19 protein-coding genes are annotated in these 22336 nt (G+C 32.3%); 1 reads left to right on the top strand and 18 read right to left on the bottom strand.

Annotated features, from left to right (window positions below; translation table 11 throughout):
* Positions 1 to 16: 16 nt before the first annotated feature.
* The 9 genes from BMY18_RS09795 to BMY18_RS09755 form a co-directional block, all read right to left on the bottom strand.
* Positions 17 to 778, bottom strand: a complete 762-nt coding sequence (locus BMY18_RS09795) for an RNA polymerase sigma factor (RefSeq protein ID WP_092453463.1) — start codon at positions 776 to 778, stop codon at positions 17 to 19.
* A gap of 250 nt (positions 779 to 1028) precedes the next feature.
* A complete protein-coding gene (locus tag BMY18_RS09790; protein WP_092453461.1) occupies positions 1029 to 1826 on the bottom strand; it encodes a gluconate 5-dehydrogenase in 798 nt (265 codons plus the stop codon).
* 52 nt (positions 1827 to 1878) lie between these two features.
* Positions 1879 to 2721 carry a 5-dehydro-4-deoxy-D-glucuronate isomerase gene (kduI, locus tag BMY18_RS09785; RefSeq protein WP_092453459.1) on the bottom strand — a complete coding sequence of 281 codons (843 nt, stop codon included), beginning with the start codon at positions 2719 to 2721 and terminating at the stop codon, positions 1879 to 1881.
* 176 nt (positions 2722 to 2897) lie between these two features.
* On the bottom strand, positions 2898 to 4760 hold the full coding sequence (locus tag BMY18_RS09780) for an ABC transporter ATP-binding protein (protein WP_092453457.1): 1863 nt from the start codon (positions 4758 to 4760) through the stop codon (positions 2898 to 2900).
* A gap of 2 nt (positions 4761 to 4762) precedes the next feature.
* Complete coding sequence (locus tag BMY18_RS09775) at positions 4763 to 6925, bottom strand: ABC transporter ATP-binding protein (RefSeq protein WP_092453455.1); 2163 nt, start codon at positions 6923 to 6925, stop codon at positions 4763 to 4765.
* A gap of 24 nt (positions 6926 to 6949) precedes the next feature.
* Positions 6950 to 7444, bottom strand: coding sequence for a MarR family winged helix-turn-helix transcriptional regulator (locus BMY18_RS09770; protein WP_092453453.1), 495 nt, complete (start codon positions 7442 to 7444; stop codon positions 6950 to 6952).
* Positions 7445 to 7682: 238 nt separating this feature from the next.
* Positions 7683 to 8054, bottom strand: coding sequence for a VOC family protein (locus BMY18_RS09765; RefSeq protein WP_092453451.1), 372 nt, complete (start codon positions 8052 to 8054; stop codon positions 7683 to 7685).
* Between the two features lie 50 nt (positions 8055 to 8104).
* A complete protein-coding gene (locus BMY18_RS09760) occupies positions 8105 to 9409 on the bottom strand; it encodes a pyrimidine-nucleoside phosphorylase (protein ID WP_092453449.1) in 1305 nt (434 codons plus the stop codon).
* A 118-nt stretch (positions 9410 to 9527) separates the two neighbouring features.
* Positions 9528 to 10700 carry a phosphopentomutase gene (locus BMY18_RS09755; protein WP_092453448.1) on the bottom strand — a complete coding sequence of 391 codons (1173 nt, stop codon included), beginning with the start codon at positions 10698 to 10700 and terminating at the stop codon, positions 9528 to 9530.
* A gap of 200 nt (positions 10701 to 10900) precedes the next feature.
* On the opposite strand from BMY18_RS09755, the gene BMY18_RS09750 reads away from it, so the two are divergent.
* A complete protein-coding gene (locus tag BMY18_RS09750; protein WP_092453446.1) occupies positions 10901 to 11932 on the top strand; it encodes a 3-deoxy-7-phosphoheptulonate synthase in 1032 nt (343 codons plus the stop codon).
* Positions 11933 to 12066: 134 nt separating this feature from the next.
* On the opposite strand, the gene BMY18_RS09745 is transcribed toward BMY18_RS09750, so the two are convergent.
* The 9 genes from BMY18_RS09745 to BMY18_RS09705 all read right to left on the bottom strand — a co-directional run bounded on the left by BMY18_RS09745 (position 12067) and on the right by BMY18_RS09705 (position 22313).
* Positions 12067 to 12954, bottom strand: coding sequence for a site-specific tyrosine recombinase (locus tag BMY18_RS09745; RefSeq protein ID WP_092453444.1), 888 nt, complete (start codon positions 12952 to 12954; stop codon positions 12067 to 12069).
* Positions 12955 to 13137: 183 nt separating this feature from the next.
* Complete coding sequence (locus BMY18_RS09740; RefSeq protein WP_092453442.1) at positions 13138 to 13707, bottom strand: stage II sporulation protein M; 570 nt, start codon at positions 13705 to 13707, stop codon at positions 13138 to 13140.
* An 81-nt stretch (positions 13708 to 13788) separates the two neighbouring features.
* On the bottom strand, positions 13789 to 14334 hold the full coding sequence (locus tag BMY18_RS09735; RefSeq protein WP_092453440.1) for an NUDIX hydrolase: 546 nt from the start codon (positions 14332 to 14334) through the stop codon (positions 13789 to 13791).
* Between the two features lie 17 nt (positions 14335 to 14351).
* Entirely contained in the window at positions 14352 to 15149 is a 798-nt protein-coding gene (proC, locus tag BMY18_RS09730) for a pyrroline-5-carboxylate reductase (RefSeq protein ID WP_092453438.1), read from the bottom strand.
* A 33-nt stretch (positions 15150 to 15182) separates the two neighbouring features.
* On the bottom strand, positions 15183 to 16469 hold the full coding sequence (locus BMY18_RS09725) for an aspartate aminotransferase type Ic (protein WP_092453436.1): 1287 nt from the start codon (positions 16467 to 16469) through the stop codon (positions 15183 to 15185).
* A 224-nt stretch (positions 16470 to 16693) separates the two neighbouring features.
* On the bottom strand, positions 16694 to 17746 hold the full coding sequence (locus tag BMY18_RS09720; protein WP_408645054.1) for a M23 family metallopeptidase: 1053 nt from the start codon (positions 17744 to 17746) through the stop codon (positions 16694 to 16696).
* 471 nt (positions 17747 to 18217) lie between these two features.
* Positions 18218 to 19429 carry a tyrosine-type recombinase/integrase gene (locus tag BMY18_RS09715; protein WP_092453432.1) on the bottom strand — a complete coding sequence of 404 codons (1212 nt, stop codon included), beginning with the start codon at positions 19427 to 19429 and terminating at the stop codon, positions 18218 to 18220.
* Between the two features lie 106 nt (positions 19430 to 19535).
* Positions 19536 to 19724 (bottom strand): MerR family transcriptional regulator, encoded by a 189-nt coding sequence (locus BMY18_RS09710; RefSeq protein WP_092453430.1) that lies wholly within the window; start codon positions 19722 to 19724, stop codon positions 19536 to 19538.
* A 420-nt stretch (positions 19725 to 20144) separates the two neighbouring features.
* Positions 20145 to 22313: a hypothetical protein gene (locus BMY18_RS09705; protein ID WP_092453428.1), complete on the bottom strand. Its 2169-nt coding sequence runs from the start codon at positions 22311 to 22313 to the stop codon at positions 20145 to 20147.
* Positions 22314 to 22336: the final 23 nt, after the last annotated feature.

Below are 22336 nucleotides of genomic sequence, written 5' to 3'. Positions count from 1 at the left end.
AGTTTTTTTTTAATTTTTATTTTAATGATTGTAAAACTCTGATATACCAGTCTTCGCTTGGCTTCTTATCTGGCATATTAGAATAAAGAAATTTTATTTTATTTCTAACCTCTAAATCAAATCGATAGTTTTTCTCCTTATAATTTAATGTCTCTATAAGTTTTTTAGTCTGAAGTTGAAGATTATTGCGATTCGAAGAGAATGTAATCCATGCTTTGCAACTACATGGATTATTCATATTAAGAATATTACAATGGTCTGCAAAGAAGGAATCGATATTCATACGAGCTCTAAATAATAGACCTTTTGTAGCTAATATTGAAGTACCTAATATTTGTGCCACATCTTCTAAACGCATTCCATACATATCCACTAATGAAAACACAATTCGCTGGTTCAACGTAAGTTTTCGAACCATCGCGAGGAAACAACCATTTTGTAATTCCTTTATTTCTTCCTCAACCAATACTTCATCAACTGGGTTTGAGGAGCTATCATTTAGCATAAAGCCTTCTTGCTCAAGCATTTGAAAATCCTCTGATAGCTCTTCAATCCGACTACTTTTTTGGCGAATTTTCATAAGAAACTGGTTATAACAAATTGTAATAAGCCATTTTTTAATTGCTAGCTCGGATTTTAAACCGTCAAGATTTTTCCATGCTTGAATAAATGTCTCTTGGGCTAAATCTTCTGCATCAGCTGGATGACATGTTAATTTTAAGGCATAATTATAAATATATCTTCCATAGTCTTGAATGATTTGATCTATCTCTAGCATAGTTTTAAAGCTCCTTGGTTAATTTGGTGTTTGGAATTTATTGAAAAAACTAATTATATGATAATGCATATGTTCATGATTTACAATATTAAAATATACCATGGGGACGACATGCTGTTCCCCTACACGCGGGCGTTCGCCCTATGCTCTTAAAATAACAAAAGCCTCACAAAATGAGTAAACTCATTTTGTGAGGCTTTTGTTATTTTAAGAGCGCATGTCTAATTGATAGACGATAATTGTTAGACGATCAATCTGGCTGTTTGCCGATGTATGCTAGGATACCACCATCTACGTAAAGAACATGTCCGTTTACGAAGTTTGATGCGTCTGAAGCAAGAAATACAGCTGGACCAGCAAGATCTTCTGGATCTCCCCATCTGTTAGCTGGAGTCTTAGCAAGGATAAATGAATCAAAAGGATGCTTTGAACCATCTACTTGTGTCTCTCTAAGAGGAGCTGTCTGTGGAGTAGCGATATATCCAGGGCCTAGGCCGTTACATTGAATGTTAAACTGGCCATATTCTGAACAGATATTTCTTGTTAACATCTTAAGACCACCTTTTGCTGCAGCATAAGCTGAAACTGTTTCGCGTCCTAATTCTGACATCATTGAACAAATGTTGATGATTTTTCCGTGACCTTTTGTAATCATTGATGGAATAACAGCTTTTGATACAATGAAAGGTGCATTTAAATCTACATCAATTACTTGTCTAAAATCTGCAGCTGACATATCAATCATAGGGATACGTTTGATAATACCTGCATTATTAACAAGAATATCAATAACACCTACTTCTGCTTCGATCTTTTTGACCATTTCATTTACGCCATCTTCATCAGTTACATCACATACATAACCATGAGCTGCAATTCCAATTGCCTTGTATGATGCAAGACCCTTATCTACAAATTCTTGTTTAATATCGTTGAATACGATTGTTGCGCCTGCTTTAGCATATTCTGAAGCGATTGCAAAACCTATTCCGTAAGAAGCACCAGTTACCAAAGCAACTTTGCCTTCAAGTGAAAAATTAACTGCCATTTTAAAATCTCCTTTTCAGATCAAATTATTATTTTTTTATATGAAGCCCTAATTACTTAAGGTCTTTCATTTGTACTGCATCCATATCATCGAACGCTTGATTTTCACCAACCATACCCCATACAAAAGAATATGCATGTGTTGCTGATGCTGAATGAATTGACCAGCTTGGTGAAATAACAGCTTCTTCATTTCTCATAATAATATGTCTTGTTTCTGAAGGCTCTCCCATATAATGGAAAACAAGAGCATTTTCAGGAACTTCAAAGTAAAGGTAAACTTCCATTCTTCTGTCATGTGTATGACATGGCATAGTGTTCCAAACACTACCTGGCTCTAATGATGTGATACCCATTTCAAGTTGACAACTTTCAACTTGTCCAGGAAGAATATATTTTCTAAGAATTCTATGGTTAGCATCTTCAAGTGTACCAAGTTCTAACTTGTTTTCTGGCTTAATGTCTTTATTAGGATCTATAAAAACAGTTGGGTATGTCATATGTGCTGGAGCACTATTGAAATAGAACTTCGCTGGCGTTTTACCATCTTCACTCTTAAAACTAATTACTTTTGTACCCATTCCAACATAAATACCATCTCTATATTTTAATGTGTAAGCTTGTCCGTCAAGTGTAAGTGTACCTGTACCGCCAAGATTAATAACACCCATTTCTCTTCTTTCAAGAAAATATTTAGCTCTTAACTCGTCGCCTGCTTCAAGTAAAAGTGTTTTGCTAACAGGAGTTGCTGTTCCAGCAATAATTCTGTCAATTTGGCTATATACAGTTTTGATTTCATCAACTACAAATGTGTCCTGAATCAAGAAATCGTTTCTAAGTCTTTCTGTATCATATAATTTTACATCCCTAGGGTTTGCGCCTGATCTTATTTCCATTTTTTATCTCCTTATCATTTTACATATATAGTCACGGCAGATAATTAAATATCCGCCGTGCTGTTTCATATAAAGGATGTTTATTGCCATCCGCTATACAACATATGAAAATCATATCACAAATACCGAACTTTTTCAACTCTTACAATGTACTAAAATCAATAAAACGGATTAATTTATGCAGTTCTTTCAAACTGACTGTTATAAAGATTTGCATAAAAACCACCTTTTGCTAAAAGTTCTTCATGATTACCTTGCTCAATAATATCTCCATCATTCATTACTAGAATTAAATCAGCATCTTTGATTGTAGATAGTCTGTGAGCAATAACAAAGCTTGTTCTGCCCTTCATAAGATTATCCATAGCTCGTTGAATACGCTCTTCAGTTCTAGTATCTACTGAACTTGTAGCTTCATCCAAAATAAGAATTTTTTTATCTGCCAAAATAGCTCTTGCAATTGTGATAAGCTGTTTTTGTCCTTGGGACACATTACTTGCTTCTTCGTTAAGCTCCATATCATAACCATCAGGAAGTGTCTTTATGAAATGATGTGCATGCGCTGCTTTTGCTGCACCAATGACTTCTTCATCGGTTGCATCAAGATTACCATATCTAATATTTTCCATTATACTTCCTTTAAATAACCAAGTATCTTGAAGTACCATTCCAAAGGCTTCTCTGAGTTCACTTCTATCAAAGTCCTTAATGTCGTAGCCATCAACCTTAATTGCACCACTATTTACATCATAGAATCTCATTAAAAGTTTAATCATAGTAGTCTTACCTGCACCCGTTGGACCAACAATTGCAATTTTTTGACCATTTGTAACTTTGGCCGAAAAATCATTTATAATAATATTCTCCTTATTATATCCAAAATGGATGTTTTCAAATGACACATTTCCCTTTAAATCTTTGATTTTAACTGGTGCATGATGAATTGCGACCTGATCTTCTTCCTCTTCTTCTAGAAATTGAAATACTCGCTCAGCGGCAGCTGCTGTCGACTGAAGCATATTTGAAACTTGCGCAATCTGACCAATTGGCTGTGTAAAGTTTCTAACATACTGAATAAATGACTGTATATCACCAACTGTAATTTTACCTTGCGCTGCGAGTATTCCACCAAGTATTGCTACCGCAACATAACCTAAGTTACCAATGAAATTCATAATAGGCATCATAAGTCCTGATAAAAACTGTGATTTCCATGCTGAGTTGTATAACACATTGTTCATTTTTTCAAATTCATTCAAAATATTTTCTTCTCTATTGAATGCTTTTACAATTGTATGGCCGCCATACACTTCTTCAACTTGACCATTTACATGACCAAGATATTCCTGCTGTTCCTTAAAATATTTCTGTGATTTTTTAACAACTGTAGAAATTAGGATTGCAGAAACCGGAAGTATAATAAATGTTACCAAAGTAAGCAATGGACTTATTGTAAGCATCATAATAAGTACACCAACAATCATAGTAACTGAAGTAATCAGTTGTGTTACACTTTGATTTAAACTCATACCAAGCGTATCAACATCATTCGTAACTCTTGAAAGCACTTCACCATGAGTGCTCTTATCAAAGTAATCCATTGGCATTTTATTGATTTTTTCAATCAGTTCTCTTCTTAATCTAAAACTAATCTTTTGAGCAATACCAGACATTATAAATCCCTGGATAAATGAAAATATGGCACTAATTACATATAAACAGATTAAAAATATCAGTATGCCCCCAACTTTTTCAAAATTAATTCCAGCTCCTCCAGTGAATTTGGATGAAAATCCTGTGAATATTTCTGTTGTCGCTTTACCAAGAATCTTAGGTCCAGCAATAGAAAAGATAGTACTTCCAATTGCAAAGACAATTACAGCAATAATAGCAATATTATAACTTCCAATATATTTAATAAGTTTCTTAATCGTTCCTTTAAAATCTTTCGCCTTTTCGCCAGGTCCCATTCCCATTCCCATTGGTCCGCCCATAGGGCCACGTCTAGGACTTCTCTGTTTTATTTGTTCTTCACTCATGTCTATACCTCCTTGCTTTCAAAGCTTTTTTGTTCATCTGCGATTGCATTCATATCAGCTTCTGAAAGCTGTGACATAGCAATTTGTCTGTAAACTTCATTATCTTTAAGAAGTTCTTTATGAGTACCTATTCCTGCTATTTGTCCTTCATCAATTACGATAATCTGGTCCGCATGAAGTATTGTACTAATTCTTTGTGCAACAATGATTACTGTTGAATCACTTGTATTATCTTTTAACGCTTTTCTAAGCGCAACATCTGTACTGTAATCCAAAGCTGAAAAACTATCATCAAATATGAATATTTTAGGCTTTTTTGCAATTGCTCTTGCAATTGATAATCTTTGTTTCTGTCCACCAGAAACATTTGTACCGCCTTGTGAAATAGGACTTTCATATTTTTCTTCTTTATCATTAATAAACTCTGTAGCCTGTGCAATGTTGGCTGCATTAGAAACTTCTTCCACGGTCGCTTCTTGATTACCAAATCTTAAATTAGAATCAATTGTTCCTGAGAATAATACAGCTTTCTGTGGCACATAACCAATCATTTCCCTCAGATCATGTTGAGTCATTTCCCTAACATCAACACCATCAATTGTAAGACTTCCACTTGTTACATCATAAAGTCTTGGAATCAGATTAATTAATGTAGATTTACCACTACCGGTACTACCTATAATTGCAGTAGTCTCACCTGGTTTTGCAGTAAAATTAATATGTTCAATTACACTGTCTGTAGCCTTCGGATAAGTAAAAGATATATCATTAAATTGAACCAATCCTTTTCCTTCTGATTTCTTAGGGTTGATTGGATCAAAAATTGTTCCTTTTGTATTAATAACTTCATCAATCCTTACAGCAGCGACACCTGCTCTTGGTAACATAATTGAAACCATTGTAATCATAAGGAATGAAATAATGATTTGCATTGAATAAGTGATAAATGCCATCATATCACCAACTTGAAGTGTACCCGCATCGATTCCTTTTCCACCAAACCATACTATCATAACAGCCACACCATTCATAACAAACATCATAATTGGCATCATAAATGTCATTACACGATTCGTAAATAACTGTGTTTTTGTAAGTTCTTTATTTGCCAGATCAAATCGTTTCTCTTCATGTTTCTCACGGCTAAATGCTCTTATAACTGGAAGACCTGTGAGGATTTCTCTAGCAACTAAGTTAACTTTATCAACTAAAATCTGTACCAGCTTAAATTTAGGCATTGCTACTGTCAACAGTACCACAATCATTACCATGATAACACCGACTGCTGTTGCAATAATCCATGCCATTGAAGCTTCTGTATGAAGTACTTTAATTACACCGCCGATTCCAAGAATAGGTGCATAGAATACCATTCGAAGTAACATAACAATAACCATTTGAACTTGTTGGATATCATTCGTGCTTCTTGTAATAAGCGAAGCTGTCGAATATTGGTCCATTTCCGTATTAGAAAATCCCACTACGCTTCTAAATACATTTACTCTTAGGTTCATACCAATTCTTGCAGCCGATTTTGAAGCTAACAAGCATACGAATATTGTACATACCATTGCAGCCAATGCTATACCCAGCATTTTGGCACCGGTTGCAAGCATATAACTAGTCTGCTGTTTATTGATATCGATACCAAGTTTTTCTTTCTCAGAGATGATAACCTTAGCAGTAGCCGTATCAATTGCTGTATTTCCCATTATAGAAACTTTCTCTGTAACGTCAGTAATTATCTGTTCTCTAGCTTCAAATGGCATCATTGCTACTTGATCAATTGAATACTGATCAGATGAACCAATCATATATACAGCAACCATTGGTGTCTGAATGATATCGTTTAACAGATTAATATCTGCTTCATTTTGTGTGTTGAGCGTATACGCTGCAACGTTATATTCACTTGATTCATTATAAAACTTATCTAAAGTGTTGATTTGGTCATCTGTTAAGAAAAGCTTTATTGAATTAAATGTATCAGTTGTTATTGTGTCTGGTACTGCATTTTCAATTCCGTATTTGGAAATACCAATATCTACAATATTAGACGTATACTGTGGCAATGCCAAGTCACATGTTGCTTGCAATATCAATAAACCAAAAATAATCAGAACAGATAACCATTCCTGTTTTAAATATTTAAATATTTTTAACATAAAATTAAATCCCTTTCTTTACTACTATTCTTTTTCTTCATTTTTTCTGTTTTGTATACGAATATTAATTTCTTCTTCTGCTACCTCATATATTTTTTCCATAAGTTCAAATAGTTTATCTGTATCTTCTTTACCTAATTTATCAAAAATTGATTTTGTAATATTATCTCTTTCAGCTTTTAAAAATTTTAGTTTTTCTTTCCCTTTTAAAGTAAGTTCAATATATGACTGACGCTTATCTTCTTTATTTATCTTTTTCTCTAAATACCCTTTGTTTTCTAATTCTCCAATTGTCTTTGATGCAGCAGCATTTGTCATTTCCATTTTACTGGAAATCTGTGATACTGTGGCAGTTCCGCATTTTTCAATAGTACAATCAACTGTAATCAACATAATAAATTCACTTTTTTTAATTCCAACAAATTTATCCATATGTTTTATTTTTCTGAATTTACTCATTAAATTTACAAGTTTCATATGAGTATCATTTCCTGAAATGTTATCTTCCTCTTCAATCAATTTTTCACCTTCCTCCTAATATATATTATTTTTAATAAACTCGAACGTGTTGGTAGTTAACTTAGTTAACTATCAACCTTGTTAACTAATCTAACTCAGAATCGGGTGATTGTCAATAGAAATATAAGGATTTTATATTTTTTAAGAATTATTTTAGAATTATAGAATGTCCATATAGATTTTTAGGTGTAAACTCTAGCATTTCTATATCGGTTTTTTTGTAATATCTTATTATCTATTATCTCGTTGGTATAATTTCAAGCCAATAGCCATCTGGATCTGTTATGAAGTAGATACCCATTTTTGTGTTGTCATAACAGATACAATCCATTTCTTCATGTAGTTTATGTGCAGCATCAAAATCATCTACTCTAAAAGCCAAATGAAATTCATTATCACCTAATTCATACTTTTCTTTTTCAAAATCTCTTATCCAAGTTAATTCAAGATTGTATCCTGTCAAGCCATCTCCTAAATATACTAGAACAAAAGAACCATCCTCAGCATTCTTTCTTCTTACCTCTTCGAGTCCTAGTGCTTTCTTATAGAATTCTATTGATTTATTTAAATCTACAACATTAAAATTACTATGATTAAATGTGAATTTCATGATTTATAATCTCCTTTTGATATATTATACAATTTTGATTGATTTGTATTTTATTTTATAATTCCCTTGATAAATAGTTTCTTTTCAATAGGTTTTTGTGAAAATGTATACGTTCCATTAAATCGTTTTTTCGCAGTAGCAAGTTTAACCGCATCATTTGCGTATATTGTTGCAATTGAATCTCCTATGTTAACTTTGTCCCCAACTTTTTTATGAAGGACTAATCCTACCGCCAAATCAATTTTACTCTCCTTGGTTTCTCTTCCACCACCCAAAAGCATTGATACAATACCAATTTCTTCTGATTCGATATGTTCAACATAGCCCTCTTCACTTGAAGTGATTTCCTCAATTATTGAAGCCCTAAGTAACAAATCCGTATTGAATACTGCGGCTTTATCACCGCCTTGTGCTTCAACGAATTCAGCTAATTTGTTAAGTGCTGTTTTATTTTCAATCGTTTCAAGAAGCATCTTTCTTGCTTGTGCTTCATTGGTTGCGATTTCAGCTCCAATTAGCATATAGGTTCCCAAAATGACACATAGTTCTAACAATTCACTAGGCCCTTTCCCATTTAGCGTATCAATTGCCTCAATAACTTCAAGTGCATTTCCAACTGCATATCCAAGTGGCTGATCCATATCAGATACAATTGCTACCGTTTTTCTTCCAGCGCCATCACCTATTTTTACCATTTCTTTTGCCAGTGCAAATGCGTCTTCTTCCTTTTTCATAAATGCACCACTGCCAGTCTTGACATCAAGAACTATTACATCCGCTCCAGCCGCTATTTTCTTACTCATGATGCTACTTGCAATAAGAGAAAGATTATCAACGGTTGCAGTGACATCTCTGAGTGCATATAATTTTTTATCTGCAGGGGCTAGATTACCTGTCTGACCAGTAATTGCGATTTTAATTGAATTCACATTTTTAAAAAACTGTTCTTCACTCATCGACGTTGAAAATCCGGGAAAACTTTCTAACTTATCGATGGTCCCTCCTGTATGTCCAAGTCCTCTTCCTGACATTTTTGCTACAGGGACACCAAGGGCCGCCACCATTGGCCCTACAACTAATGAAGTCTTGTCACCAACTCCACCAGTGCTATGTTTATCTACTTTAATTCCATTGATTGCGGACAAATCGAGGATATCCCCACTGTTTGCCATAGCCATCGTCAAATCAACCGTTTCCTTATCTGTCATTTTGTTAAAATATACGGCCATCAAAAATGCAGCCATCTGATAATCTGGAATTAGACCTTTTGTATATTCCTGAATCATATACTCTATTTCTTCTTTTGATAATTCTTCTGAATTTCTTTTCTTCATAATCAAATCATACATTCTCATGTTTTTTTCCTATTCCTATCGCTTACTTTCATAAGACATAAGCTTTTTTCGTTTTATTTTCGTTTTATTTTCGCTATTGTATACGGCGCTATTGTATACGGCGCTATTGTATACGGCGCTATTGTATACGGTTAAGGAGACTGATCCCCACACTTAGTGGTTCTAAATTAAATATATCGGCAACTGTCTGTCCAATATTCGCAAAAGTTTTTCCTGTTCCAAGATTAATGTTTTTATTAATATTAGCACCATATATAAGTAGCGGTACATATTCTCTTGAATGATCTGTACTTGGAGTTGTTGGATCACAACCATGATCAGCTGTTATCACTAGAATATCATCTTCCCTCATAGAATTCATTATATCAGGAAGGCGTTCATCAAATTCTTTTAGTCCATTTGCATATCCTGCAAAATCATTTCTATGGCCCCATTTTGAATCAAATTCTACTAAATTAGTAAAAATCAGTCCCTTATTGGATTGATTTATATAATCAATTGTTACATCAATTCCCTGCTGATTATCTGCGGTATGAATTGCTTTCGTTATACCTTCTTTTGCAAATATATCTTCGATTTTACCAATACCGATAACATCATATCCATTATCCTTCAAACGGTTCAATACATTATCGAAAGGTGGTTTCAAAGAAAAATCACGTCTGTTAGATGTTCTTTCATAAGCACCATTCGCACCGATAAAAGGTCTAGCGATCACTCTAGCGACTGCATTTTCACCTTGCAGGATTTCTCTTGCAATTCTACATATTTTATATTGCTCTTCTATTGGAAATACACTTTCATGTGCAGCTATCTGAAAAACGCTATCTGCAGAAGTATATATGATTGGAAAACCCGTTTTTACATGCTCATCTCCTAACTTTTTAATAATATCAGTTCCAGAAGCTGTGCAATTTCCAAGAATTCCTTTTACGCCTGTCAACTCTATAAATTTATCTAATATATCTTTTGAAAATCCATTCGGATAAGTTGGAAATGCATTAGCCGAGTAAATACCTGTCATTTCCCAATGACCTACCGTTGTATCTTTGCCATTTGAAATCTCCGCAAGCCTACCAAAACATCCTATTGGATCATTACAATAATCCACATTATGAATTCCATCAATATTTCCAAGTCCAATCCTCACCATATTAGGTACTTTTAACCCACCTACTGCAATTGATGTATTTCCTATTGTATCGCTTCCAACATCACCAAATTTGTCTGCATCAGGCAATTCCCCCATGCCAACACTGTCGAGTACTATCCATATAACTCTCTTAATCATATAATATCCTCCAATTTGTTTGTTGGAATATTATATCACAGCCGAAATACTTTAGCATATGTTTTTTCCATTTCAACCCGTTTTTCTTTACTTTTTGTTGCTTGTATATTATAATCTGCCTTATGTGCTTTTAATATTTATTCATTTATAATTTATTATTGCTTGTTAGTAAAATTCACTTATAGAAAGAAGGAAATAATATGAGTTTTGAATTTGTAAAAAAATTACCTGTTCCTAAAGACATCAAGGCACAGTACCCAGTTACTGAAAAAGTCACTGCACTCAAAGCGATTCGTGATAAAGAAATCAAAGATGTAATAACTGGGGCCTCTGATAAATTTTTAGTGATTATTGGACCATGCTCTGCTGATAATGAAGAATCTATGATGGACTACGCGCAGCGACTTGCAAGGGTTCAAGATAAAGTAAAAGATAAGCTAATACTTATACCACGTGTATATACAAATAAGCCACGTACAACTGGCGAAGGATATAAAGGCATGCTTCATCAGCCAGATCCAGAAAAAAAGCCAGATCTTTTAAATGGTTTGATTTCAATCAGAAAAATGCATTTGGATATCATTGAGCAAACAGGTCTCACTTCTGCTGATGAAATGCTTTACCCAGAAAATTACTGGTATTTATCAGATTTACTGTCATATGTTGCAGTTGGCGCACGTTCTGTAGAAAACCAACAACATAGGCTTACTGTAAGTGGTATGGATATTCCTGCCGGCATGAAGAATCCTATGAGTGGAGATTATTCTGTTATGCTTAATTCCGTTGTTGCTGCTCAATCTGGACATACATTTATATACAGAGGCTGGGAAGTTAATACACAGGGGAATGAACTTGCACATACAATTCTACGTGGCGCTGTAAACAAACACGGACAAAACATACCAAACTATCACTATGAAGACTTAGTTAGAGTTCTTGCAATGTATGAAAAACGTGACCTTAAGAACCAAGCAGTTATTGTAGATGCAAACCATAGCAATTCCGCTAAAAAATATACGGAACAAGTTAGAATCGTAAAAGAAGTACTTCATAGTTGCCGTCACTCTCAAGATGTTAACAAGCTTGTAAAAGGTGTAATGATTGAAAGTTATATTGAACCAGGTTGCCAAAAGGTTGGGGATGGTGTTTATGGAAAATCAATTACTGACGCTTGTCTTGGATGGACTGAATCTGAACGTCTAATCTATGATATTGCTGAATCAATCGTATAATCAACTGTTAACTATTTAATACTGTACTTTCGTTTCATAATATATTTCAAAATCAAAATCGAGTATAGGGGAGTGATCTTCCCTATACTCGATTTTGATTTTGTATATTTATTATGTATGAATTGATGTTTTAATTACCCACGTGGATGAGAATTGGAATATACTTCACGAATTTTCCCACTTGCAAGTTTTGCATATATCTGAGTTGTAGTTGAGATATCAGAATGTCCAAGCATCTCTTGCACCGAGCGTAAATCAGCTCCATTTTGAACAAGATGTGCCGCAAATGAATGTCTAAGTGTATGAGGAGTGATTTCCTCTTCAATTCCTGCTTTGATTCCATATCCCTTAATTATTTTCCAAAATCCTTGGCGGCTCATTAAACTACCTGAACAATTTGTAAAAAATATGTCGTTATTAGTATCTTTCACAAAATACAATCTAGCATTTTTAATATATTGAAGAATTGCCTGTTTTGCATGATTACCAAATGGAATTATTCGTTCTTTTTCATTATCATTACAAGTTAAAAATCCCATCTGTAAATTAATGCTACTGATTTTCAAATTCACTAATTCTGAAACTCTAATTCCGGTAGCATAGAGAAGTTCAAGCATTGCCTTATCTCTTATTCCCTTTGGTTTCGATATATCCGGTTGAGAAAGTAATTTGTCGATTTTTTCTACTGAAAGAATATCAGGCGCTTTTTTGATTACTTTAGGGGCTTTCATCATATATGTAGGTTCACTATCAATTATTCGTTCTTTCATCAAATAACTAAAAAATGATTTTATTGACGATACAAATCTTGAAATAGTGGCCGTTGCAAAATTATTTTTTTCTAAATATAACATATACGCATTCATCTGCGTATCGTTAACTTTCTTTACATCAACAATACCTTGGATTTCAAAAAAATCAGCCATCTTTATCAAATCTCTTTGAAAAGAAAGCAGCGTATTAGAAGTGGCTTTTTTTAAATTTTTTTCATATAAAAGAAATTGATTAATGTATTCTTTCATTGCTTTTCCTCTGTTAACTTGCACATATATTATGTGAACTTAAATTTTATTATTTGCCTTCGAACTTTAGGGCAATTCACATTATATAATGGTTTATACATTAAATCAACTATTATTTATCACAAATGCAATCTATTATTTATAACAAATGTAATCAAAAATATTAATATTAAAGTATTCAAATCAATACATGTTGTAAATTATATTTTTCATAAAACTTGGATTAATAAATGCCTCTGCACAAGTACCTATTATAACCAAAAGACAGGAAATGATTATTGAAGCCAAAAATTTGTAATTTGGCTTTTTCGCTTCGTGTTTTTTATTTTTAACTAAATTATTAGCAATAATATAGCATGCAAGTCCATAGAATATATATTGTGGAAATATTGAAACCACATAAATCCATAGCCCAAATATTCCATATTGCATTGTAGCCATGCTTACAACCAGTCCAATCCCCATTCCTATATAAAATAGATACAACAAAAAAATAGACACGCTGATTGAAGTCAAACTAATAATAGACAAAAAAATGATGTCTCTTATTCTATCTTGTGCAACATACTTCCACAATGTGGGATAGTTGATTGTAATGGTATTATATTTTTCCATATACACACCATCAAATATTCCCCAGTCACTAATATGATTCGTACCGTAAAAATTAGCAAACAAGGTTCCTGATATCATCCCTAAAAATAGGACTATCAAGAACCTTTTATTTATAATTGCTATTTTAAATGCCTCCATAAATAAGACTCTCCCTTTCCACTATGCTTAGCGCATCAGTTCTGTCTTATTATATGATTACAATTTAATATAAATTACTCTTTATTTAATATTAACAAACTTGTTTTTGTAAGCCATTATTGCTGCAATTGTTTTCGAATCATTAATTTTACCTGCATATATCATATCAGCTAATTCATCAACACTATACTCTTCCACTTCCACATATTCATCCTCATCTAAATTCTGCTTTGATTGAATAAGTTTTCTAGCCACATATATATCGATTTTCTCATTACAAAAAGCCACAGTTGTAGCTACCGTAATCAGAAGTTCTAAATTATGTGATATATATCCAGTCTCTTCTTCTAATTCTCTTGCTGCAGCATCTATGGTTGGTTCCTCTTGAGAATCCAAGCCACCAGCCGGTATTTCTAACGTTTCTCGATCTAGTGCATTCCGATACTGTCTTACCATAACGATCTTACCATCATCCGTTATTGGAACAACTGCCGCAGCACCTGGATGCTTGATAAAATCCCATTGCACAACATTTCCATTTGGAACACTTATTGTATCGGTATACATGTCAATCATTGTCCCCGAATATTTTAATTCGCGTTTAATTCGTTTTATACGTTGCATTATTCTACACCTCTTTATTGCTATTTAATATTATTACATTTTTGATAGCATTCATCAGTAGCTTTAAATATTGCAGATCTAAAACCATTCATTTCTAATGCTGCAACGCCTTTAATTGTTGTGCCACCAGGAGAACATACATTATCTTTTAGTTGCGCTGGATGTTCTCCAGTTTCAAGTACCATCTTAGCTGCACCAAGTACAGTCTGTGCAACCATCTCATATGCCTTATTTCTTGGCAAGCCATATTGAACAACACTATCCGCCAATGCCTCTATAAACATATATACATATGCTGGCGAACTTCCGCTTGCACATACAACTGCACTCATCAAACTTTCTGGAAGAACGTTAACACGTCCAAAAGACTTGAAAAATTTCTGAATCAAGTCTTTTTCTGTTAATAAAAATAATTTTGAATCATAGCTAATACCTGTCATACCTTCGCCAACTAAAGCTGGAGTATTCGGCATAGCTCTTACTACTCTGGCATCACCACCAAGTGCGCCTGTAACATAGTCAATTGTTATACCTGGTGCAATTGAAATAACAACATGTTCATGCGTAATAATATTGTGAATATTCTTTAATACGGTATCATATATCTGTGGTTTTACTGCTAAGACAATATATTTCGCATTATTTGCACATTCTGAATTACTTTCAACATAATTCACGCCTGTTTCATTGCTAATTGCCTCACATCTAGCTCTATCTGGGCAAGAAAAAATCAACTCTGAACTATCAAATACTTTCAAAGCCCCTTTTAACATTGCATATCCCATGTTACCCATTCCAATAAACCCTATTAGTGCCATTTTAATGCCTCCGAATTGTATTATTATCTTAATTTATAGTAATTCAAGTAATTTTTCAACGCTTACTATTTTTACGCAAAGTACAAATAAATCAGTTGCTTGCAATAATTCTTGTGGTTCTGGAAATGAAGGTGCAATTCGAATATTACTGTTCTTAGGGTCTTTTCCATAAGGATATGTAGCACCCGCATTAGTCATTACGACACCTGCGTCTTTGCACTTAGCCACTATTGCTTTCGCGCAACCTTCAAGTGCTTCAAATGATATAAAATAGCCTCCTTTAGGTGCTATCCAAGAACCAATTTCAAGGCCGCCTAACTCATTTTTTAGGACTTCTATCACTGCTTCAAATTTTGGTCTCATCTGGTCAGCGTGCTTTTTCATATGAGCATTCAAACCATCTATATTTTTGAAATATTTTACATGTCTTAGCTGATTGATTTTATCATGTCCAATTGTTTGTATTGTAAGTTGATCTTTAAATTCTGCAATATTTGCTGCTGAAGTTGCCAATGCCGCCACACCAGAACCGGGAAAGCTCACTTTAGATGTTGAAGAAAATTCAAATACCATATCTGGATTTCCAGCTCTAGCACATTCTCCAATAATATCAAGAATCTCATCTTGATTATCCTCGTATAAATGATGGATCGCATATGCATTATCCCAGTATATTCTAAAATCTTTTGCTGCCGGTTTTAAATTTGCGAATCTACTTACTGTTTCATTGGAATATGAAATCCCCTGTGGATTTGAGTATTTAGGGACACACCAGATTCCCTTTATTGATTCATCTTCACTCACATATTTTTCAATCAAATCCATATCTGGACCTTTTGTTGTCATTGGAATATTAATCATTTCAATTCCAAATCTTTCGGTGATAGCAAAATGTCTATCATAACCAGGAACGGGACATAAAAACTTAATTGTGTCTAGTTTGCACCATGGAGTACTTCCAAGTATACCGTGTGTATATGATCTAGCAACTGTATCATACATAACGTTCAAACTTGCATTACCATATACAATCACTTTATCAGGTGTTGTCCCCATAATATCTGCCATTAGTTTTTTAGCTTCTGGAATTCCATCTGAAGCTCCATAATTCCTGCAATCTACGCCATTTTCTGACTTAAGAACGGATGAACTACTAAGCACGTCCAACAATCCCATAGACACATTTAATTGCGTAGACGAAGGTTTTCCTCTCGACATATCAAGACTAAGGCCAAGCGCTTTTTCTTCGTTGTACTTATTTTCTAATTCGCCTTTTAATTCTAAAAGCTCTTCCTTATTCATTTCTTTAAATGACTTCATAATTGCCTCCTAAAATATCAAAATCATAATTAAATTCTACAAAATTAAGCTAATTTTACACTCTACGTATAGAAAATGCAAGAATAATATTGAATATTAACAATTTATATAAAAAAGCGCTCAAATCTAACCTGCGATTAAATAATATCATATATAAATATTAAGTTGATTAATTACCCAAAAAAGGCCTTTCAATTCAATGAATTAAAAGGTCTTTTATAAAATCATTGTTCATTGTTGTTTTGCAAAAAAGCATCAACTGAGGGGTCTTTCATTTGATATATTCTGTACCATTCTTTTGTTTCAGTATTTTTAGCCGTTTCAGATCTGTTTTTATATAGAAATTGAACTAAGTTATAACAGTCTACCCAAATCTCATTTTCACTTTCCTTTTTAGATTCATCAAATACCAGTTGCAATCCGAAGTGTAAATGATAAGTTTCTATATTGTTTGTATTTTCAGTACTACTATATCCAGTTCTTCCAACATAGCCAATAACATCTCCAGCGCAAACAATATCACCTTCTTTTAATGTTTTAACATATGGAAAATCTTTTCTTAAGTGAGCGTAATAATAATACCGTTTATTATCAAAGCTTCGTATACCAATTCGCCATCCACCATATTGATTCCAACCAAGGATTTCAACATATCCAGATTCAACAGAAACAACCGGGGTACCCACTTGGCTCATCATATCATGGCCTAAGTGATTTCTTGCATATCCATAGGATCTAGACACTCCAAAATCGTCATAATCACTATATGGAAAATTTTTCGCAATCGGAGCGAATCCCTTTAGCCCATATTTTTTAACCCATACTTTTTCTGTAGGATTTTGCTCACTAGCAACTTCTATTTCATATTCCCCAACTAATCCACCTAGTACAGCTTCATAAGCTTCATAATAGTAAGAATAATGCTTCATATCCTCTGTTAAAGTACCAATTGTCTCTTCCTTTGATTGAAGTTTTTTGACAAGTGTATTTATATCATTTTCTTTATATTTTGAGAAATCACCACCATATTTAGCGCCCAAATAGGAAAGTAATTCAATCCAATTAAGTTTGATTTCTTCTGATTGAGATCCAATATCATATGCATAGGCCTTATCTAGCGCCGAATATGTAACATTAAATTCCACATATTTTATGTCAGTAGCTGAAGTAAGAACGTATTCCGATTTGTTATTCATTTTTTTGTTTACCAATGTTACTATTAAAACGAATAATAAGACAAGTTCAAGAATAATAACATATTTTACTCCAATTCTCATTTTCATGAATAATACCTCATAATGAACTGTAGTATTATTTTATGTTTTTATATGAATCTTATTACATAATTTATATAAAAAGGCTTAATCCATGTAATCATCTCCGATTTCAACGTATTTCCATATATTTTTGTTGATATTTCATTATGTATATATGGAATAGCCCATATTAAAGACTAAATTCCCAAAACTATTATTATTATAATCTTTATATATTTATTCTTTTTCATATTACTTCTCATATACTTCAATTATCCTTCTTTAGGTGATTGGTTTACGATAAGCTTCTATAAATTAAATTTAAGGAAAAACATAAAAAAAAATAGTCAAACCACCTAAAACATATATGTTTTAATGGTTTGACTACTAATTACTTTACTACAAAAAAATTACTTAGCGTAATCAATACCAATTTTCTACAATCCCCTATATACCTGTGTTTCAAGGCTTTAAATATCTATATTTATTACTTTACGCCATCTTTACGCCATTTACCTGTATTAACTGTGGTGATGAACGTTGTACTTCATTAGCTAACTCATCATCAGTAACGTGAACATAAAGATCCATCGTTACAGTAATGCTAGAATGTCCAAGAATTTTCTGTAAGCTCTTAGGCTTCATATTATTCTCTATACATCTCGTAGCATACGTATGGCGTAACGAATGAATATACATATGTTTAAATTCTATATAATCTGTTTCATTCATTTTGGCTTCTATTTTAGCATTGTTATTAATGTTTGTAACTATTCTAATAATGCTAAGATTCAATGTAGAGTTCCCAACTGGATTACCATTCTTTGTTAAAAATACTAGGTTATTAAATTCTTTATTATCAACCCATACTTTTGATGCTGAACGTAATTTGAAATTATTTTTCTTTTGATTCTTTAATATCTCAATTGCTAAATCAGTTAAAGGGATTTCTCTTACACTTGACTTTGTCTTCGGTTTACCAAAATAAAATCCACCTTTATCTTTATCCTGAAGCATTGTTCTATTAACGTGTAATACCTTTTTATCAAAATCAATATCTTCAAACTTTAATCCACCTATTTCACCACATCTCAATCCTGTTTGTAATATTAAAAGAAATACATAATAATAAGCTGTGTTTTTAGCAAATTCTAAAAAAGTTTTTTGCTCTTTAATTGTTAGAACTCTTCGCTCTTCAACGTCTCTTTCTTTACATTTTATTCCCTGTGAAGGATTAGTAAGAATATATCTATCTTCTACTGCTCCATCAAACAATGCGTGCAAAGTTATCTTAACTTGGTCCGTTGTACCAAACGAATATTCTTCATCATACATTTCATTTAAAATGGTCTGACAATGATTTTTTCTAACTTTCTCAAGTAACATATAACCAATTTTAGGTTTAATACTATTATTATATCTAGCCCTGTAATTTCTATATGTTGAAGGGCTTACAATATCTTTCTTATATGTATCAAGCCAAACCCAAAACCATTTATCTACAGTTACACTTTTTCCATTTCCAGCAAGTCCATTTTCATCCTTATACCTAGCATCGTTTAGTTTCCTTTTAACTTCTGCTAACTTAAAATCATAAAATTCTTTTCGTTCACCATTGGAATTTACAAATCTAGCAGAATATCTTTTATCTGACCGCTGAGATATTCCAGGTCCTAGTTCTTTTCCGTCTATATTTTTTCCCATTTTATCACCTTTCCTTGATATGAGAAAAAACCTTTATGTGATATATATAAATATTATCACAATGCGTTTCTTAAATCAAATCAATTTACGCCATTTTTTATTTTACTTAATTACAACATTGCATATCAAGCCATTTATCTAGTTTCTTTTTATTAGCATATAAACGATTCCCTATTCTAACAGTAAATCCATTTTTCGGACTATTTAGTAACTCACGACATTTTGTTTGACCGATTCCTAGGTATTCACACATTTCTTTTATATTTAACAATGCCTTTGTTTCTTGCTCTACCATATTAGCAGCCCCTTTCTCAAATCAAATTAATATTCGCTTAAATTTCTATCTGTTTCATTCCCAATTATAAAAGTAAATTCTAACTACTCTTCAATATAATATCCATTACCTTTCATCATCCAATTTTCTACAAATTCCAATTCTAATGGACCACCAAAATATCTAGTGTTAACTCTTTTATCTACTCTTTAAATAAAATAATGCTATCTCCTTCTATGGAGATAGCATATCATAATCATTTTTTCTCAGATTTGTAATTCGCGCACGCTATTCAGATTTGTATATTATAAATGTTATACATCTTTTCCATATACAAAGCCCTAAAAAAGGAGATCAAAGCATATCAGCTAATGTACTAAAAATCATCCACCTACTATTCACTCATCGTACTAACACATATTATATAGCAATTCAATTTTCTCAATTTTTTTGTATCCCTACTAAAACATTCTTTGCAACACTCCTAAATAATTGAATCTTCTTATCTCTAGATACATAAATTTCACTTATATTTGCTGTTTTTTCATCTTCATTACTTTCAATTAGAATTAATTCATCTTCAGCAAAATCAATCACTTTTATCGGTATATCAAAGTGTAGATTGCTCACTCTATTTTTTCTTTTTTCTTTAATTGATTTATATAATTCATTTCTATTATTTCTACTTACACCTTTACACTTCCAATAAAAATCAACACCCGCTATATACTGCTTTTCTAACTTTTGCAAAACGATTTGAAAATCATAAGCTTCTAATAAATCGATAATACAATCTATTTTATCATTTGGATCTATATCCTTCACTTCTATACAAAAATCCATAATAGAATGTATAATATTTGAAGTCTCCATACCAATGTTTCTGACCATTTCCCCCACAAGTTGGCATAACTTAATTATTCTTTTTTCCTTAAACAAATCTTTGGTATAATTTTCATCAAATATTTTGCTTATTCCGTAATATATCTCTAAAACTGAATTGAACCCAGATATATTATAATAATCATCCAATGCAAGCAAATGATTTTTATCTACCTTATTAGTATAATCAATCTTCATTTTAATAATATCTTCAATATAGTTACAATATCTAAATTGGCCACCTGTATTACCTCTACCCACTTGTATACAATACATTTCATATGTAAATTCAGAGCTATTTTCCCTGTCACTTAGCATTAATTCAATTATGCTCTTTTGATAATCATACGTGTAAAAATTTGTTAATTTAGTATTTTCAAGGTTTTTATTTGACCCCAAACTATCATATATATGAAAAAATTTGGGATTCATTTTTTCTAATAAATCCTTTAATTCATGTACCCTTTTTTCTTGAGTATTTTTGCCTCCATTTAATTCATCTAAATATTCAAAAATTCCTATAAATTCTTCTTGATCATAGTTAACCATTTTTTTATATTTTTCCTTTTTTTCTATCCTTTCATAGTACTCTCGGTAAACTCTAGAATCTAAAGCATGTTCTAACACGCCCTGTGATAAAATTGATTCAACAGCTACTAACTTAATTACATTTAAAAAAGCTGTCTTATTAGCAGCCTTCTCTAATAAACAAGAATGTAGTTCCTTTTCTTCAAAATAGAATCTCATGTATTCTTTACTTTTTTCTAAATAATTGACATCAATCCACCTTGCCGCCACTAGCCCACCAAGATTCTGTACAATAAGAGAAGAAATAACCCAACTAGTCCATTCATTATAGTTTGTAGCTTTACATATTTCTATACTTATGTCACTACTTAAACTGAACATTTCACTATAATTAAAATCGCCTCTCATTGCATACAAATCCAGAAAATAATCATTGAAAAATTTATAATTTTTATTCTTTAAATTTTCAATAACTTGCTTATTAAAGCAACCTTTAAATATATTTTTTTCACTATCATTTCTACTTATCCTTAATGCATTATCATACCAATCATAATAAAATTTTTCTGTTTCCCAAAATAAACCTATAGTATGATCTGCATGAAGATGCGGATGAACTTTCGTATTAAAATCACATTTTATAAGCCTAGTAATCATTAAGTCTTTAATTATTTGATCTAATTCTTCATAAGTCATTTTTATGGAAATAAGCCAAGTTCTCATTAACTCATTAATCTTCTCATCCAACCTTTCAGAATTGATATCTGTGGACTTATTCCAAACTATAATTAACCCTGTAATCTTTTCATCTAATCCTCTAGGTATAAAATTCAAAATAAGATTACAAGATTTCATTAAATCGTTGATTTTTTCATCAAGTTCTTTAGGCTTATATTCTATGGATTCAACTATAATGTCTGTTAACTGACTTTTAAATCCATCCCAAAAATTTTTCATTAGAAATAATATGCCAACATATTCATTCGATATATTTGCATCGCTTTCCAATATCCTATTTTTCATATCTAACAGAATCGTGATAACATTATGTGTATTATCATATTCCTGTGAGTTTAAAAGTGGTTCTTTTTTCTCTCCATACTTTGTATAGCAATTAATCATCTCTTCTAGTCCAGATATAACTAATTCTTGTATTTTATCATTTTTATTATTTTCAAAACATCCTTCTTTAATCACCATATATTTACCCTCCATATATAAAC

The organism is [Clostridium] fimetarium (genome assembly GCF_900111235.1).
In the GTDB taxonomy this organism is placed as follows: domain Bacteria; phylum Bacillota; class Clostridia; order Lachnospirales; family Lachnospiraceae; genus Clostridium_N; species Clostridium_N fimetarium.
Note: the sequence above shows the minus strand (reverse complement) of the source record. Positions and strands in the feature narration are given on the sequence as shown.

Coding starts and splice junctions, on each gene's coding strand:
- BMY18_RS09795 (WP_092453463.1), bottom strand. CDS start 778: ATGCTAGAGATAGATCAAATCATTCAAGACTATGGAAGATATATTTAT.
- BMY18_RS09790 (WP_092453461.1), bottom strand. CDS start 1,826: ATGGCAGTTAATTTTTCACTTGAAGGCAAAGTTGCTTTGGTAACTGGT.
- kduI (WP_092453459.1), bottom strand. CDS start 2,721: ATGGAAATAAGATCAGGCGCAAACCCTAGGGATGTAAAATTATATGAT.
- BMY18_RS09780 (WP_092453457.1), bottom strand. CDS start 4,760: ATGAGTGAAGAACAAATAAAACAGAGAAGTCCTAGACGTGGCCCTATG.
- BMY18_RS09775 (WP_092453455.1), bottom strand. CDS start 6,925: ATGTTAAAAATATTTAAATATTTAAAACAGGAATGGTTATCTGTTCTG.
- BMY18_RS09765 (WP_092453451.1), bottom strand. CDS start 8,054: ATGAAATTCACATTTAATCATAGTAATTTTAATGTTGTAGATTTAAAT.
- BMY18_RS09760 (WP_092453449.1), bottom strand. CDS start 9,409: ATGAGAATGTATGATTTGATTATGAAGAAAAGAAATTCAGAAGAATTA.
- BMY18_RS09755 (WP_092453448.1), bottom strand. CDS start 10,700: ATGATTAAGAGAGTTATATGGATAGTACTCGACAGTGTTGGCATGGGG.
- BMY18_RS09750 (WP_092453446.1), top strand. CDS start 10,901: ATGAGTTTTGAATTTGTAAAAAAATTACCTGTTCCTAAAGACATCAAG.
- BMY18_RS09745 (WP_092453444.1), bottom strand. CDS start 12,954: ATGAAAGAATACATTAATCAATTTCTTTTATATGAAAAAAATTTAAAA.
- BMY18_RS09740 (WP_092453442.1), bottom strand. CDS start 13,707: ATGGAGGCATTTAAAATAGCAATTATAAATAAAAGGTTCTTGATAGTC.
- proC (WP_092453438.1), bottom strand. CDS start 15,149: ATGGCACTAATAGGGTTTATTGGAATGGGTAACATGGGATATGCAATG.
- BMY18_RS09725 (WP_092453436.1), bottom strand. CDS start 16,469: ATGAAGTCATTTAAAGAAATGAATAAGGAAGAGCTTTTAGAATTAAAA.
- BMY18_RS09720 (WP_408645054.1), bottom strand. CDS start 17,746: ATGAGAATTGGAGTAAAATATGTTATTATTCTTGAACTTGTCTTATTA.
- BMY18_RS09715 (WP_092453432.1), bottom strand. CDS start 19,429: ATGGGAAAAAATATAGACGGAAAAGAACTAGGACCTGGAATATCTCAG.
- BMY18_RS09710 (WP_092453430.1), bottom strand. CDS start 19,724: ATGGTAGAGCAAGAAACAAAGGCATTGTTAAATATAAAAGAAATGTGT.
- BMY18_RS09705 (WP_092453428.1), bottom strand. CDS start 22,313: ATGGTGATTAAAGAAGGATGTTTTGAAAATAATAAAAATGATAAAATA.